Source organism: Deltaproteobacteria bacterium (assembly GCA_026712905.1).
In the GTDB taxonomy this organism is placed as follows: domain Bacteria; phylum Desulfobacterota; class Binatia; order UBA9968; family JAJDTQ01; genus JAJDTQ01.
On the sequence record JAPOPM010000223.1, the window covers coordinates 39,515 to 54,939 of the forward strand.

Below are 15,425 nucleotides of genomic sequence, written 5' to 3' on the forward strand. Positions count from 1 at the left end.
ATAGTCAAATTTTGCGCGTCTGACCAGAGGGGACCGACGAGGTCAACGGAGCCGGTCCGGCAGCCTCATCTCTAGAATCCCCCGCCGTCCGGCCGGATTCCCCCAAGGCCGGGCAGGCAACAGCGCAAGACGCTCCGCCACCCCGCGAAACAAGCCGGTCGCCGACGTCCGGATATGCGCATCTTCATCCGCCATCAACTCGTCGGCCAGCAATCGGAGAGTGGATTTGCGGCGCGGGAACGGCCGCAGACGGATGGCGGCGTCCGGCGCGATACCCGCCGCTTCGCGCACCGCCCGTATCGTGGCCTCGTAACCGCCAAGCTCGTCCACCAGGCCGCGCTCCTTGGCATCGGCGCCGGTCCAGACGCGGCCCTTGGCGGCCGCCAGCACCTCTTCCCTGGACAGTTTCCGCCCCTCCGCCACCTTGGAGACGAAATCGTCGTAAACGACGTCCAGGAGATGCTCCAGGCGTTGCCTCTGGGCGGGGTCATAGTCCCGTACGGCGCTCCAGAAGGTCGCGTTGGTGTTGCCCGCCGCATGGTCCCAGGACACCCCGAGCTTCTCCCACAGCCCCTCGATCACCACCTTCCCCGCGGCCACACCGATGGAACCGGTGAGGGTCGCGGGCTGGGCCACGATGCGGTTCGCGGGAGCCGCCGCGAGATAGCCGCCGGAGCCGGCGACGTTGCCCATGGAGACGACCACCGGCTTGCCGCGGCGCCGGGCGCGCACCACCGCGCGCCAGATCGCGTCCGACGCCACGTAGGAGCCGCCCGGGCTGTCGATGCGGAAAATGATGGCGCGCACGTCCTTGTCGTCCGCGGCCCGGCGGAAGGCGCGCGCCACGCTGTCCGAGCCCATGGAATGCGCCCCGGCGAAGGCCGGGTGGCGGCTGCGTCCGCGGTGGATCTGACCCAAACCGTGGATCAGCGCCACCGTGGCCGTGTCGTCTTCGCTGTCCTGGGCACGGCGGCCATACTCCGTCACGGGCAGAAACTCGATGTCATCCCCCAACGCTTCACGCACCAGTGCATCCACCTCGTCGCGGTACCGCAGGCCGTCCACCAGGTTCGCTTCCAGAGCTTCCGGGCCGGGAATCGGCGCCTGCTGCATCAGGTCCCTGACCGCGGCGCGGGAGAGGCCACGACCCACGGAAATTCCAGCGATCAACTGCTCCGTCAAGGACTCCAGGATGCGGCCGACGGCTTCCCTCTGAGGACCCGTGTAGCCGCTCTCGGTGAAGAGATCCGTGATCCCCTTGTACTCCTCGCGCTGATTCAGCCGAGGCTTCACATCGAGCTTCTCCAGCGTTCCCTTCAGGAAATAGCTCTCCGCCAGCAGGCCGGTGAGCCCGACGTCGCCGGACGGTTGCAGATAGATCTTCTCGAACGCCGCGGCCAGATAGAAGGCGCCGTTGCCGGGTCCGAAGTCACCAAAGGACTCGGCAACGGCGTAGGCTGCCTTGCCCGATCGCCGGAAACCCCGCACCGCGTCGCGCAGTTCCTGTATCCGCGCCAGACCCATGCCGGAGGCGCCGACCCGCGCCACCAGGCCCACCACGCGCTCATCCCGCGCGGCCCTCTCGATGGCGGCGACGGTCTCCCAGAGAGTCGGCGGTGTCTTCCCGATCCGCGTCCAGGGCGTGAGTCCGCCGCTCCCCAGCTCGCTGACGTTGCGGTCCAGATCCAGGGTAAGGACCGTCTTCTCCGGCACCGCCGCGGTCCGCGTGGACAAGAAGAACACAACCGCGACCACGCCAACGGCGGCCAGCATGGTCAAGGCTCCGACGAACATGAGAAGGATTCGAATGATTCGCATGGGCACACCTCGAATGTTCTATCCGGGATCTGTTACACAAGGACATGGCGCCTGAAGCGGCGCCGGGATTTCCGAAAGCGGAGGCAAGACCACCGATGCTGCGCATTACGAGCCGCATCAGTCTGGACGAAGACGAGATCGAGGAGCGGTTCATCCGCGCCTCGGGGCCCGGCGGTCAGAACGTCAACAAGGTGGCCAGCGCGGTCCAGCTCCGGTTCAGCATCGTCGATTCGCCGTCGCTGCCGGAAGCCGTGCGGGAACGCCTGCGGCGGATCGCCGGCACGCGGGTGGACAAGCGCGGGGTGTTGACCATCGAGGCCAAGCGCTACCGCGACCAGTCGCGCAACCGCGAGGATGCGCTGGAACGTCTGGCCGCGCTGATCCGCAAGGCCGCGGAGCCGCCGCCTCCACGCCGCCCCACCAAGCCCACCGCCGCATCGCGCCGGCGCCGCCTCGACGACAAGCGCAAGCGGGGCGAGACCAAGAAGTCGCGCCGTCCCGACATCGCGGAGTGACGCCCTCCTCGCGGGAACGCTCCGCCGCCGGTCCGGGCGCCCCGATTCAATGCAGCGTTGGCGGTTCGTCGTTTCTTTTCTTTCCCTCGACGACGCGGAAACGCCGCTTCAGGCGCGCGAGCCTGAAGCGATAGTACTCGTGCCGCGCCCGAGCCCATGAACGCCTCGGGTTCAGCATGTGGCCCCATTTCAGGTAGACGTAGCCGAACGCCATGCCTCCCAGGTGGCCGAGGTGGGAAATACCCGAGTTGCCCGGGCTGATGGACGAGAAGAAAGCGATGGCGCCGATGATGAGCACGAAGTACTTCATGCGGATGGGGAACAGCAGATAGAGGTAGATGACGTTGTTCGGGTAGAGCCGCCCGTACGCCAGCAGCACGCCGTAGATGGCCGCGGAAGCCCCGATGGTGGGAATGCCCTGGTTCGGCTCCAGGAACAGCACGCACAGACCGCCTCCGACCGCGCTGACCCAGTAGTACCTGAGGAAGAACCGCGTGCCCCAGGCCCGTTCCAGGTCGCACCCGAACATCCACAGAGCGAGCATGTTGAACAGGATGTGGAACAGGCCGAAGTGCAGGAACTGGTAGGTGAAGAGTTGCCAGATGTGCAACTGGTTCCACACGAGCTGCGGGACCAGACCGAAGATCCACAGGAGCGGGGGCCCGCCGAGGAAGGGAAGCTGAAAGACGAAGACGGTGATGTTGACGATCAGCAGCCACTTGACCGCCGGCGTTACCGGACCTCCGAAGCTGAACGAGCCGTAGGAGGGCTGGTTCCGGTACATCATGCCTTCAATATACCGTATTGCATGGGGCGCCGTAAGCCGCTAAGCGTGGGGCATGAAGATTCTCATTACCGGCGGAACCGGCGTGAACGGCGCGGCCACCGCTCGCCTTCTCGTGTCCCAGGGGCAGCGGCCCGTGCTGCTGGACAGCCGCGTGGACCCGTCACTGATCGCGGACATCGCGGACGACGTGGACGTGGTCACCGGCGACATTCTCGATGGTGCCGCGCTGCGCGAGACGGTGTCGGCCCACGGAATCACCCACATCGTGCACATGGCGGCGCTGATGCCCGGCCCGGCCGAGGCCAACCCTTCCCTGGGCATCGCCATCGGCGTGGACGGGACCCTGAACGTGCTGGAGGCGGCCCGCGCGTGCGACGTTCGGCGCGTGGTCTATACCAGCTCCAACGCCTTCGTCGGCGAGATCCGCGGCAAGCACGGCGACCCCGATTTCGTCCCCCTGGACGAAACCCATCCGCCCAACCCCGCCGACATCTACGGCGTCACCAAGGTCTGCTCCGAGACGTTGGGCAACTACTACCGCAAGCGCTACGGCGTCGAGTTCGTGGCCCTGCGCTACCCCTCCATTTACGGCCCGGGCAAGCTCGCGCGCCACGGTGTCCTGGCTCTCTACGGCAAGATCATCGAGGACGCCATCGCCGGACGCGGGTTTACGATCCCGCGCGGCGGCGACCAGCGCAACGATGTCGTTTACGTCGGCGACGTGGCGCACTCCATCGTGCTGGCGCTGAACGCCGAGAACCTGACCCAATGGATCTTCAACATCGGCACCGCCCAGGGCGTCACCCTCAAGGACTTCGCCGCCGAGTTGAAACGCCACTTCCCGGACGCCAGGCTCGACATCGGTCCCGGCCTCGACTTCCGCGAGGGCTACAAACAGAGCTACTGCAAGTTCGATATTACCAAGGCCAAAGAGCAACTGGGGTACGCGCCGCGGTACGACCTGGAGCGGGGCGTCGCGGACTATATCGAGAGCGTCCGGAGGCTTGGGTTGGAAGTTTGAGGACGGGCGGGCATCGGTAGTCCTGCCCCCCGGTTTGTGCTATCGTCGCGACAAGGGACTGGGGTGATGACGATCAGGAGGTTGCGGCATGAAACTCTACCATTTTCCACCTTCGACGAACTCCTTGAAGGTGCGGATCGCCTTGCTGGAGAAGGGGTTGGAATTCGAAAGCGTCGTGATCGACCTGACGAAACGGGAACAGAAAGACCCGGAGTATCTCAAGATCCATCCCTTCGGGCAAGTGCCCGCCCTCGATGACGACGGCTTCGTGGTTTACGACTCCACCGTCATCAACGAATACCTGGAGGACGAGTATCCGCACCCGCCTCTCCTGCCCGCGGACTCCGAAGACCGCGCCGCCGCACGCCTGTTGGAAGACTACCGCGACAACCACGTCAATCCCCACTTCGTGACCCTGATTCACGAATACCGAAAGCCCGAGGAGGAGCGTGACGGCGGGCTCATCCGCCAGACGCAGGCGAATATCGTGGGGGCGTTCGCCGCGCTCGACACACAACTCCAGGGGCGGGAGTATCTTGCGGGCTCCTTCAGCCTCGCCGACATCGCCTACATGCCCAATGTCGCCCTGCTGGAACGCTTCCAGGTGTCCTTGGATCCGGACTTCAAGAACGTAACCGGCTGGATCGGACGGTTGCGCACCCGCGCAAGCTATTCCGCCACACAGAACTAGTGCCGTCCCTGGAGCCGCGCTCTCCCTGCCCACTTGCCCTTGCGATTGTTGCTAGCCTGGCTGGTGCACCTCTACACGGCCCTCGGGGCGGCGGTGGCGGTGTTCACGGTTGCGCTGGTGGCCGGCGGCCGCTATCGCGAGGCACTGGCGCTCATGGGGCTGGCGCTGGTTCTCGACGCGACCGACGGCACTCTCGCTCGCGCGGCGCGGGTCAAGGAACTGGTTCCACGGGTCGATGGCGCCCGTCTGGACGACATCGTCGACTACCTCAACTACGTCTTCGTCCCCTGCTTCCTATTCCTCTGGGCCGGGCTGTTGCCCGCCGGCCACGGGTGGTGGATCGTGTGTCTGCCCCTCCTGGCGAGCGCGTACGGCTTCTCGCAGGCCGACGCCAAGACCCCGGACCATTTCTTCCTGGGGTTTCCCTCGTACTGGAACGTGGTAGCGTTCTACTGCTTCGTGCTGGAGTTGAGCCCCTGGTTCAACGCGTTCCTGGTCATCTCCTTGTCGGTGATGGTATTCGTACCCATCCGATACATCTATCCGAGCCGGAACGCCTTCCTCCAGGGTCTGACCATCACGTTGGGGGCTGTTTGGGGAGTGCTCTGTTTCGTGGTCGTATTCTACCTGCCCACCCCACCGCCGGGCGTGGCCTGGGCCTCGCTGTTCTTCCCGGCCTATTACCTCGGATTGTCGTTCTGGTCGCACTGGCGGCACGGCCCTTCGATTTCGCGCCACTGACCCGGCGCTGGTTGATTCGCATATTGAATATGCGAACTAGTGTCGTGTCCCGTAAATACCTGGCATAATTTGCTGGTCTTTTTCGCCGTCGGCTGCGTTACGTCACCCCGGGCCTTGACCCGGGGTCTTCCTCGCGTGGTGCCCGCCACTGCTCGTCATCGCGCCTTGCCGACGACGAAAAATCCTGCGCAACTTATGCCAGGTATTTACGGGACACGACACTAGCCAGACATCACACCAGGCTCAGGGCGAAGCGGATGGATCGGGGTTGCGCTAACGCGTGGGCTCCACCGACTCGTCGCGGTGGATGCGGATGGCAAGCACATCCGCTTCGGCGCACAACTGCTGTTCGCAGCTCAACGTACAACGCACGACGGTCTTGCGCCCCTCGACCTTGCCGAGGGTGGCGCGCAACTCCAGGGGTTTCCCGAGAGGGGTCGGGCGGCGGTAGTTGATATTCATGCTGGCGGTGACGAAGAACACCCGCGGCGCGCTGCCGATGGGACGCTGCTCGTCCCGGTAGGCACGGGCGATGGCGAGGTTGAGGCTGTGGCAGTCAAGGAGGGTCGCGATGACACCGCCGTTCACCACCTCGCGCGTGCCGCCGGAGTGGTGCGGCTGCGCGGTCCACGTGCACACGGCGTCATCGCCGTCCCAGTGGCTCTTGACCTGGAGCCCCTGCTCGTTGGCCGGTCCGCAGCCGTAACACAGGGTCGTCGCGCCCTGATCCTGGAAGGGCAAGTCCTCGGTCATCCATCCTCCCCCTTGGTGGGCCGGGTCGCCGCCGGCGCCGCACCGACTATCCGGCGCGCGCCACTCCCAGCCGGAGCTGCCCGACTCCTGCGATCTCCGCCACCAGCTCGTCGCCCGCCGCCAGTTGCTGCTGGAAGTCCGGGGAGTCCGGGTTGCCGCTGGCGATGAGGTCGCCGGGCTTGAGGGTTCCCACTTGCGACAGGTAGCTCACCAGCCGCGCCACGCCGTTGATCATGCCGCCGGTGCCGGCGGACTGCCGCAGGTCGTCGTTGACCCACAGGCGCATCTCCAGGGCTTGCGGATCGGGTATCTCGTCGCGGGTCACGATCCACGGTCCCACCGGCGCGAAGGTGTCGAAACCCTTGCGCACGCAGCGGGTGCCCATGAGATTCTTGCCTGACCCGTATCCCCGTGCGGTAACGTCCAGGATGACGCTGTAACCGAATACGGCGTCCAGTGCCTCGTCCTCGGAAAGATCCCGGCACTCCCGGCCGATGACGACGCACAACTCCAGCTCCGGGAAGATGGTTTCGGCGTTGGCCGGGATGACGATGTCGTCGCCCGGACCGACGACCGCGGACGGCGGCTTGAGGAAGATGTGTTCCAGCAACTCGTCCGGGGATCTCTGGCCCGCCTGACCGCGTCCGCCGGCGTTTGCGAGGTTCGCGCTGCCGCGGTGGTAGTTGCCGGCCGCGGCCCAGATCTTGGAAGGCGCCGGCACCGGGGCGGCGAGCTGCGTGGCGTCGAGGGTGACCGGAGTCCCTTCCGCGACGGCGCGCTCGATGGCCTCACGGCTCTCTTCATAGGAGGCCGCCAGCTCGAGCATCGAGCCACAGACGCCGTCCAATGACACCAACCCATCGTCTGATTTGACCGCGGCCACGGTACCGTCCTTGAGAGTCGCAAACCGCATCCAATACCTCCCTGGGTTCGGGGCGTCGCTTGAGCCCGAAATCTACCCCCTCCCCCCGATTCGTCATTCCCGCGGAAGCGGGAATCCAGGCGGGGCGAGGGGGGAACTCGGATCCTAGTAGGCGTCCTTGAGTTCCCGTACCTTGGCGAACACGGAAACCGGGTCCGTCCCGACTCCCGGGAAGCGGTCGGCCAACCCCTTCTTGATCTCGTCGCTTTCGCAGCGGAGGAAGGGATTGGTCGCGAGTTCGTCGTCCAGGCGGGAGGGAACCGTGAACTGATCCTTGGACCGGAGTGCCTGCACCGCCTCCAGCCGCCGGCGGACATCCTCGTTGCCGGGTTCCACCGTCAGCGCGAACTGGAGGTTCTTTTCGGTGTACTCGTGGCCGCAGTAGACGAAGGTGTCACCGGAAAGGTCGCGAAGCTTCCCCAGGGAGGAGGTCATCTGCTCGGCGGTTCCCTCGAAGACCCGGCCGCAGCCGCCGGCGAACAAGGCATCTCCGCTGAAGAGCCTTCCCGGGAACACGAAGCCCAGGTGCCCGATGGTATGGCCCGGAATGAACAGAACGTTCCCGCCCTCTTCCCCAACCTCGATATCGTCCCCCTCCATGAGCCGATGCGTGATGCCCGGGATGCGGTGCTCGTCCACCTTGGCGCCGAACACCTTCAGATCGGGCTTCTGCCGGAGGAGATACTCGTTTCCGCCGGTGTGGTCCCGGTGGTGGTGGGTGTTGAGGATCGCCACGAGATCGACCCCTTCCTCCTGCACCGTACGCCAGACAGGCTCGCCCTCGGAGGGGTCCACGATGCTCGCCTTGTTGGTCTTCTCGCACACCAGGAGGTAACCGTAGTTGTCCCTTAGCAGCGGTATCTGAACGATTCTCATGCGCGCCTTTATAGCAAAACGGGGAGGCCCGGACCATAGGCGGGACCTTGCCGCCTTTCGGGCGAAAGCCCGGCCGAGACTTCGCCGACCAACCGCCCGCGGGTCGACCGTGGCGCCACGATTGACCTGCGGCACGGGTTTGCCTACCCTGAACTCATGCTCAAAGCCGGAGTCGGACAGTCGTCGCAATCCGAGACCCATGCAGCCATCGAGGAGGCCGCCAGAGGCGCCATGGCCGGCCTTCCGGACCGTAACGCCGACCTGGCGGTGCTCTACGCCACGGTCGACCACGCCGGAGGGCTGGAGCAGGAGCTGGCCGCGCTCCAGCGCATCACCGGCACCCGCAACGTCGTGGGTTGCAGCGGCCTGGGCATCCTGACGGACAGCGGCGAGATCGAGGGGGACTCCGGCGTGGCCGTGATGGCGCTGGCTTCCGACACCCTGCGGGCGCGCCCCTTCATCCGGGATGCCCTCAAGGGCAATGACGCGGCGGCGGGCCAGGACATCGCCAACGCCGTGGGAGCCGATTCCCCTTCCCTGACCGTGCTGCTGGCCGACGGTTACCGAAGCCGCCCCGACACCCTGCTGGAGGGCATGGCCAGCGCCGGCCATGCGAGTCCCGTGGTGGGCGCGGGCGCGTCGGAGAACGGCAGCCACGGCCGCACCTACCAGTTCTACGAGGACCGGGTGACCAGCAACAGCGTGGTAGGCTTCGCGCTGTCGGGTGCCGGTACCACCGCGGTCGAGCTGACCCAAGGCTGCCAACCCGTGGGCGAGCCCATGGTCATCACGAAGGCCCACGAGAACCTCATCTTCGAGATCAACGACCGCCCCGCCTTCGAGGTGTTCGTGGACCTCATCGGGAAACCTTTTCAGCAGGACCTCCGCCGCGCGCTGGCGTTCGTGTTCGTGGGACTCTCGCCGGACCCGCTGCAGACCGAGATCGAACCCGGACAGTATCTCGTGCGCAACATTATCGGCCTGGACGCGCAGAGGGGCATCCTGGCGGTAGCCCAACCCGTGGAAGCCGGGCAGGCGCTGATCTTTACGCTGCGGGACGGGCAGCGCGCGCGGGAGGACCTCCGGCAGATGCTGGAACGGCAGACGGCGCGGCTGGAAGGAAGGACGCCGCGGCTCGGGCTCTACTTCAACTGCTGCGCGCGCGGCAGCGGCCTGTACGGCGTGCCCGGCATCGACACGGCCTACATCAAGCACGCGCTGGCCGATGTGCCGGTCATCGGCTTCTTCGGCAACTACGAGATCGGCCCCATGGCCGGCGGCAACCACCTGCTCACCTACACCGGCGTGCTCGCGCTGGTGACCGACTGACCTCCTGTCTGCCCGTCACCCCCCGATACGGTCATTCCCGCGAAGCAGGCTGTGTCAAAACGTCGTCCGGGCAAGAATTGGCGCCACCCCCCCGAGTCGTCATTCCCGCGAAAGCGGGAATCCAGGGGTGGTGGTGGGGCGCACAGCGGCGTTTCCCCGCCTCCCCACCCCTGGATTCCCGCTTTCGCGGGAATGACGATTCAGGGGGTTGTTGCCTCTCTCAGATGGAGTTTTGACACAGCCTGCTTCGCGGGAATGACGACTTGGGGGAGTGGCGCCAATTCTTGTCCGGACGACGTTTTGACACAGCCTGGGAAGCGGGAATCCAGGGGTGGAGCGGGGTCAGCTTCGCAGGCGCTTGCGCTTGTTGGCGAGGTAGTCGACGACGATGTAGTTGCCGATCTCGTCCGGCGAGGTGTAGAAGACGCGGCCCGTGTTCATCCGGGTGAGGCGGTCCACGAAGCCCATGCGGTAGTAGTCCATGCCGAGCATGAAGGTGTTGATGCGGATGCCGCTCTGGGTGCAGCGCCGCACCTCCTTGAGAGTCTCGCGCACGATGCGCTCGTGCAGCAGTGCCGAGCCCCAGCCGCTGTGCAGGCGGCCGCCCCGATCGACGTTGCAGGCGGTCGGCTCCCCGTCGGTGATGAGGATGATCTGACGGTTGGTGGCGCGATTGTTTCCAAGCAGTTGCCGCGAGAACCTCAAGGCCTCCTTGATATCGGTACCGTGCTCCATGAAGTACGTGATGGCGACGATGGAGGGCAGGTCCTCGGTGCGGATGATCTTGGCGTTGGAACGGAACGCCACCAGGTGAAGCACATCCTGCGGGAACTTGGTCTCGATGAGCCGGTTCAGCGCCAGCGCCACCTTCTTGCCCGCGTGCAGCGCATCGTTCATCAGCATGGAGTAGCTGACGTCGATGAGCAGCACGGTCTCGGTGTCGGTGGAGAACTCGTGCTGGTACACCTGAAAGTCCCTGGGCTCGATCCGTACCGGAACTCCGGTGCGGCCTTCCTCCAGCGACTGCATGAGGGTCTTGCGGATGTCGATGTTGAGCGGGTTGCCGTACTCGTAGCGCTGCGTGTCCTCCAGCCGCATGCCCTGGTTGCCGATCTTGGCGCTGGCGTGCTGCCCCCAGCGGTTCTTGTTCATGAGCTGGAAGATCTCTTTCAGGGCCTTGTCGCCGAGCTGGCGCATGCCCTTCGGGCTCAGGCGCACGCCGCTTCCCGTGCGCACGAGGTAGCCCGCCTCCACCATCATCTGCTCGACGCCCTGGAGGTACTTGAGTTGTTCGTAGGCTTCCTCGCCCAGCAGCTCGCGCATGGCTTCCAGGTCGAGGTCCGAGACGTCGCCGAGCCCGCGGCGGCCCCAGCGCAGAAACTGCTCCAGGCCGCGGAGCTGCCCCAGGACCTGCCCGGCCTCCCCCATACCCATGCGCTGGCTTCCCTGGAAGGGGTACTGGTTCATCAGTTGCTCGAGCTGCTCCATCTGGGACATGGCGTCGCTTAGCTGCTGCAACTCCTGCTGGCTCAGGGAATCGAGGTTCTCCAGAAGGTTGTCGAGGTCCTCCACCGCGGCGTCGAGCATGTTGGGCAGGTTCTTGAGGAAGTTCTCGTCCTCCAGCAGCCGGCTGAGCCGGTCCAGCATCTGTGACAGGTCCGGCGCGCCCGGCCCCGTGAGATTCTGCGGCTGCTGCATGGAGCGCTGCTCGATCTGTTCGCCCAGGCGCTCCTTGAGCTGCTGGTAGCGTTCCTGGGCCTGGCGCATCCTCTCGGCCAGCTCGTCCATGTTGTCGGCGTAGCGCCCGGACAGCCGCTCCATGAAGTTGCGCATCTGCTCTTGATACGCTTCCAGCTTCTCCGCCAGCTCGTTTAGTTTTCGGCTCAGGGCCTCGCTTTCCTCGGGCGAGAGTTTGAAGGAATCGGGAGAGTACTTGTTGAGGAGTTCCTGCTTCTGTTCCTCCGCCTGCTGCAGCAGGTCGCGCAGCCCCTGCACCGAACGCTCGCCGTCCTCGGACTCGAAGCCCCGGCGCATCAGGCTCCGGAGCGCACGGCGCACGCCCTCTTCTTCCAGAAACGTATCCGAGAGCTGCTTGAGCAGGTCGTTGGCGGTGGGGAAACGAACCACCTGGGAGCCGTCCCAGGGCGTGTAGCGATGGATCCGCATGCCACGTTCACTATATCGCAGGCGCTTCCGGCACTGCAACAACGAAAACGCACCGGGGGCAGGGCCGGTGGAACGGCGCCGCCGAGTTCGTTATAGAAGGGACATCCAGACTCATCCCGGAGGGAACATGAAGGTTACGGTGGACAACACGAAGTGCGACGGTCACGAGAAATGCGTCCAGGCAGCGCCCAAGGTCTTCAAGATGAACGAGCGCTTTATCGCGGAGGTGGCGGACCCCGACGGCGACACCCAGGACAAGATCGTCTTCGCGGCCCGGATCTGCCCCACCAAGGCCATCACGGTGGAGGACGACGACGGCAACACGCTCTTTCCCGAGTCGTAGCGTCACTGTGCAGCGTCCCGCCCGGAGCCGGATCCGCTGGCTGCCGCGCCGGAACCGTCTGCCCGGCGAAGCACGCGCGCCCGCTCACTCGAACACGACGCTGGCAAAGCTGCAGATCGATCCTACCGGGTCCATCTCGCCGTGGTCGTGGGCCACGAGGCGGCCGCGTTCGGCCTCCATCGCCATGAGCATCGTGTAGATGGGCGAGAAACCGCAGATCCGGCGCCGGTCGTCTTCCTGCGCCAGATAGTCGCGGAACCCTTCCGGATCCACCTTCTCCACGTGGCGCAGCATTTCCACGTCCCTGCGCTTGACCTCCTCCAACTCATCGGCCCTGAAACCGTCGGGGTCGCCGTAACGCGGCCCTACGTGGGCCAGGTCCGCGCTGGCGACAAGGCAGATGCGGCGGCCGTCGTCCGCCATGATTTCCCGCAGCCCCTCGGTGAAGCGCTCGATGGACTCGCCCGCCGGCCCGTTCCCCGGCTCGGCGTACGAAAACGAGCACAGCACCGGCACGATGGGGACCGCGTTGCCGAAGAGTTGCTGAATGAACAGCACCTGGAACTCGATGGTGTGCTCGGACCGGTGCGCCAACTCGTCCGCGAAGAGATCGCCGTCGTGAAGCTCACTCAGGCGGGCGACGAAGTCGGCGTCCACCGGGGCCTCTCCCAGCGGCGTGGCGAACCTCTTGCAGGTCAACGCGTAGGGGTTCCGCAACGCGTTGTGACCCGTTCCCAGGATGACGAACAGCTCCGGCGGCTCCGCCTCGGCCAGTTCCTTGTACGCCCAGGCGTAGGCGTGGCCCCCCAGCCGCAGATCGATGTGCGGCACGACGATTCCAGGCACGTTCCGCGCCGCGCTCCGCTCGCCCGGCAACCCCGGCCCTTCCGGCGGCTCGAACAACCGGTCCAGTCCCTCTTTCAGCGACACCGGGCTCTCGTCGTAGCTGATGCCCGCGTGAAACGCCTCCCGGACCGGGGACCCGTCGAATGCGTCAACCAATCGCTGGTAGTGGCGCCTGAAGTTGTCGCTGGCCAGGAAGTAGCCTTCGTCCAGGGTCTCGCAAAGCTGCTCCAGCAGCTCCAGCGGAAACTCCACGTTGTAAGCCTCGCGGTACGCCGCCTGGATCTCCGGCAGCGTATGCTCGCCGTCGAAGAACCGCAGCGCGTACGCCGCCTCGGGGCGCAGACGCAGGATCATGTCGCTGAAGTGCTGAGGGTCACGGATGCCGAAGTCCTGCCTTCCCTGCTCCGCGGGAACAGGGAAAACGTCGACATAACGAAGACACGGACGCAGAGTGGGGTTGTCGTCGCTCATGGGAACAGGTTACAGGCTAGCGAGGCTCCGCCTCGGACCGACGAGAGCCTACCACAAACCGTAGCGGAAGTGTTGCGCGAACAAGTCACGCTAAGGACAGCCTTCGCTCAGAGTGAGTCAGGGCACTACGTCACTTCAGTGCCGTAGGTGTCGAACGTCTCGATAGTGGCTTGGTGACCGGGAGCTGCGGCCAACCGGGCATCACAGGTAATCAAGGGTGCGGGGAGGGACTCTGCGAGAGCCAGGTAAACAGCATCATAGGCAGTGACGTTGTGACGAAGTGCCCAAATGCGTGGCAAAAAGGGGTAGTGCGGATAACGGGTAATCCGGAAATCACTGACCTCCGTCAACGCTTCATCTCCTTGTTGCGCTGTCAACTCGCCGATGGACACGTACCGCCGAAGGACGTGGGTTACCTCAAGATCGATGAGGTGCGGCGCATGCAGGGACTCGGAAGCCTCCACGAGCCGTTTCTCGATGTCCGACGCCCCGGGCGTGTTCAGGAGTAGGGCCAAGAGGGCCGAGGCGTCAACGACGATCAAGGCTTGTCCCGTTCTTCTCGGATAATTTGCGCTGGGGTGAGGGTTGGACGAAAAGGCGCTCGACTCCGGAGCCTTCGGAACAACTCTTCCAGGGTCGGATGCTCGGCATGACGTCCGAGTTCCGCGATCAAATAGTCCGAAAGCGACGTCCCGGCCAACGCAGCCCTCGACTTGAGAATCCGGTGTAGCTCATCGGGAACATTTCGTAGCTGGATCATCTTGGACATGAAACAAACATGCTTGCATGTTTTGCACATGTCAAATCATTTCCCAGCGAAGCTCCGCCTCAGACCGACGAGCGTCCCACCTCTATTTCGGTCACGCCCCAGTCAGGTGCGACCCACCGTCAACTCTGGTAGAGTCGGAGCCGCGCAAGCGTGAGGTGAACAAGCCGTTGGGCGGACGCGACGCAGCAACCATGGAGAACAACACCATTACCGCGGTGCGGGGTATTCAGGTGGGTCATGCCACCAACCGGCGCGCACGCACCGGCTGCACGGTGGTGCTCTGCCCGGCAGGCGCCGCCAGCGGCGTCGACGTGCGCGGATTCGCCCCCGGCACGCGCGAGACCGACGCCATCCGCCCGGGACGGTTGGTGGGACAGGCCCACGCCATTCTCTTGACCGGCGGCAGCGCCTTCGGGCTCGATGCCGCCGCGGGAATCATGCGTTTTCTCGAAGAGCACGGCGCCGGCTTCCCCACGGCTCACGGTGTCGTCCCCATCGTCCCCGCCGCCGTGATCTACGACCTCCGCGTCGGCGACCCGCGCGTACGCCCGGACAAGGCCATGGGCTACCGCGCCTGCAAGGCCGCCAGCGACAAGGCCGTGCCCACCGGCCGCGTCGGTGCCGGCACCGGTGCCACCGTCGGCAAAGCCCCCGGCCTGCGCCGCACCGACGGCGGCATCGGCTCGGCCCGCGCCAAACTTCCCAACGGTGTCACGGTAGGCGCCCTGGTGGTCGTAAACGCCGTGGGCGGCATCGTCGATCCCGCCACCGGCGAGATGGTCGCCGGCGCTGCGGACGAGGACACCCGCCGCACGGCCGACGCAGCGCCGGACGCGCCTCGCGCGCGCCGCCCCGCTACGCCCGGCACCAACACCACCATCGGCGTGGTCGCCACCGACGCCGCCCTCTCGTCGGTCGAAGCCAACATCGTCGCATCCATGGCCCACGACGGCATCGCCCGCGCCATCCACCCCGCCCACACCCTTCACGACGGCGACACCCTCTTCGCCCTATCCACCGGCAAACGTAAAGCCGACGTCAATGAAGTCGGCATCCTGGCCGCGGAAGTCGTGGCGCGGGCCATCCTCGACTCTGTAGGGAAATAAAGGAAATACCTTGCAAATCATCCAATAAGTGGAAGATTTACAAGGTAAACGGCCCGGAAACCGGATACGGCACCCCAGAGACTTGAGAGGCAGCCGCCCTGTCTGGTAAACAGAAGACACGCGCCCGTAGTGAAAAGGACATCACGAGGGTCTCCGGAACCCTAAGTCCAGGTTCGATTCCTGGCGGGCGCACCACCCCACCCTTTCAGCCGCCACGTTGTCCTTGGGCGGGCACGAAAACCACCTCGCGACCGGCCGGTGCGTATCCGAT

General features: G+C 65.4%; 15 protein-coding genes and 1 tRNA gene. 8 read left to right on the top strand and 8 right to left on the bottom strand.

Translation table 11 applies throughout. From position 1 onward, the window contains the following. Nucleotides 1–42: 42 nt before the first annotated feature. Nucleotides 43–1,818, bottom strand: coding sequence for a signal peptide peptidase SppA (gene sppA, locus OXF11_18670; protein MCY4489120.1), 1,776 nt, complete (start codon nt 1,816–1,818; stop codon nt 43–45). Between the two features lie 95 nt (nt 1,819–1,913). On the opposite strand from sppA, the gene arfB reads away from it, so the two are divergent. Next, nucleotides 1,914–2,333, top strand: a complete 420-nt coding sequence (gene arfB / locus OXF11_18675; GenBank protein MCY4489121.1) for an alternative ribosome rescue aminoacyl-tRNA hydrolase ArfB — start codon at nt 1,914–1,916, stop codon at nt 2,331–2,333. Nucleotides 2,334–2,379: 46 nt separating this feature from the next. Here the strand turns inward: arfB and OXF11_18680 are convergent, their stop codons facing one another. Continuing rightward, the gene (locus OXF11_18680) at nt 2,380–3,120 is read right to left on the bottom strand and encodes a rhomboid family intramembrane serine protease (protein MCY4489122.1); all 741 of its coding nucleotides are present in this window, start codon (nt 3,118–3,120) and stop codon (nt 2,380–2,382) included. A gap of 52 nt (nt 3,121–3,172) precedes the next feature. On the opposite strand from OXF11_18680, the gene OXF11_18685 reads away from it, so the two are divergent. The 3 genes from OXF11_18685 to OXF11_18695 all read left to right on the top strand — a co-directional run bounded on the left by OXF11_18685 (nt 3,173) and on the right by OXF11_18695 (nt 5,573). After that, nucleotides 3,173–4,141 carry an NAD(P)-dependent oxidoreductase gene (locus tag OXF11_18685; GenBank protein MCY4489123.1) on the top strand — a complete coding sequence of 323 codons (969 nt, stop codon included), beginning with the start codon at nt 3,173–3,175 and terminating at the stop codon, nt 4,139–4,141. A gap of 88 nt (nt 4,142–4,229) precedes the next feature. Beyond that, nucleotides 4,230–4,832: a glutathione S-transferase family protein gene (locus OXF11_18690; protein MCY4489124.1), complete on the top strand. Its 603-nt coding sequence runs from the start codon at nt 4,230–4,232 to the stop codon at nt 4,830–4,832. 39 nt (nt 4,833–4,871) lie between these two features. Beyond that, nucleotides 4,872–5,573, top strand: coding sequence for a CDP-diacylglycerol O-phosphatidyltransferase (locus tag OXF11_18695; GenBank protein ID MCY4489125.1), 702 nt, complete (start codon nt 4,872–4,874; stop codon nt 5,571–5,573). A 273-nt stretch (nt 5,574–5,846) separates the two neighbouring features. On the opposite strand, the gene OXF11_18700 is transcribed toward OXF11_18695, so the two are convergent. The 3 genes from OXF11_18700 to gloB all read right to left on the bottom strand — a co-directional run bounded on the left by OXF11_18700 (nt 5,847) and on the right by gloB (nt 8,124). Next, nucleotides 5,847–6,326, bottom strand: coding sequence for a PaaI family thioesterase (locus OXF11_18700; GenBank protein ID MCY4489126.1), 480 nt, complete (start codon nt 6,324–6,326; stop codon nt 5,847–5,849). 46 nt (nt 6,327–6,372) lie between these two features. Next, nucleotides 6,373–7,239 (bottom strand): fumarylacetoacetate hydrolase family protein, encoded by an 867-nt coding sequence (locus OXF11_18705; protein MCY4489127.1) that lies wholly within the window; start codon nt 7,237–7,239, stop codon nt 6,373–6,375. A gap of 114 nt (nt 7,240–7,353) precedes the next feature. Continuing rightward, the gene (gene gloB, locus OXF11_18710; GenBank protein MCY4489128.1) at nt 7,354–8,124 is read right to left on the bottom strand and encodes a hydroxyacylglutathione hydrolase; all 771 of its coding nucleotides are present in this window, start codon (nt 8,122–8,124) and stop codon (nt 7,354–7,356) included. A gap of 156 nt (nt 8,125–8,280) precedes the next feature. Between gloB and OXF11_18715 the strand changes: the two genes are divergently transcribed. After that, nucleotides 8,281–9,453 carry an FIST C-terminal domain-containing protein gene (locus tag OXF11_18715; protein ID MCY4489129.1) on the top strand — a complete coding sequence of 391 codons (1,173 nt, stop codon included), beginning with the start codon at nt 8,281–8,283 and terminating at the stop codon, nt 9,451–9,453. Nucleotides 9,454–9,795: 342 nt separating this feature from the next. Here OXF11_18715 and OXF11_18720 read toward each other — a convergent pair whose 3' ends face one another. Continuing rightward, nucleotides 9,796–11,619 carry a VWA domain-containing protein gene (locus tag OXF11_18720; GenBank protein ID MCY4489130.1) on the bottom strand — a complete coding sequence of 608 codons (1,824 nt, stop codon included), beginning with the start codon at nt 11,617–11,619 and terminating at the stop codon, nt 9,796–9,798. Nucleotides 11,620–11,746: 127 nt separating this feature from the next. Between OXF11_18720 and OXF11_18725 the strand changes: the two genes are divergently transcribed. Then, complete coding sequence (locus tag OXF11_18725) at nt 11,747–11,962, top strand: ferredoxin (GenBank protein ID MCY4489131.1); 216 nt, start codon at nt 11,747–11,749, stop codon at nt 11,960–11,962. 84 nt (nt 11,963–12,046) lie between these two features. Here the strand turns inward: OXF11_18725 and amrB are convergent, their stop codons facing one another. Beyond that, nucleotides 12,047–13,279 (bottom strand): AmmeMemoRadiSam system protein B, encoded by a 1,233-nt coding sequence (gene amrB / locus OXF11_18730; protein MCY4489132.1) that lies wholly within the window; start codon nt 13,277–13,279, stop codon nt 12,047–12,049. A gap of 125 nt (nt 13,280–13,404) precedes the next feature. Continuing rightward, entirely contained in the window at nt 13,405–13,821 is a 417-nt protein-coding gene (locus OXF11_18735; GenBank protein ID MCY4489133.1) for a type II toxin-antitoxin system VapC family toxin, read from the bottom strand. Between the two features lie 382 nt (nt 13,822–14,203). Between OXF11_18735 and OXF11_18740 the strand changes: the two genes are divergently transcribed. Next, nucleotides 14,204–15,154: a P1 family peptidase gene (locus tag OXF11_18740; protein ID MCY4489134.1), complete on the top strand. Its 951-nt coding sequence runs from the start codon at nt 14,204–14,206 to the stop codon at nt 15,152–15,154. 120 nt (nt 15,155–15,274) lie between these two features. Next, nucleotides 15,275–15,349 (top strand) — tRNA-Arg (locus OXF11_18745). Nucleotides 15,350–15,425: the final 76 nt, after the last annotated feature.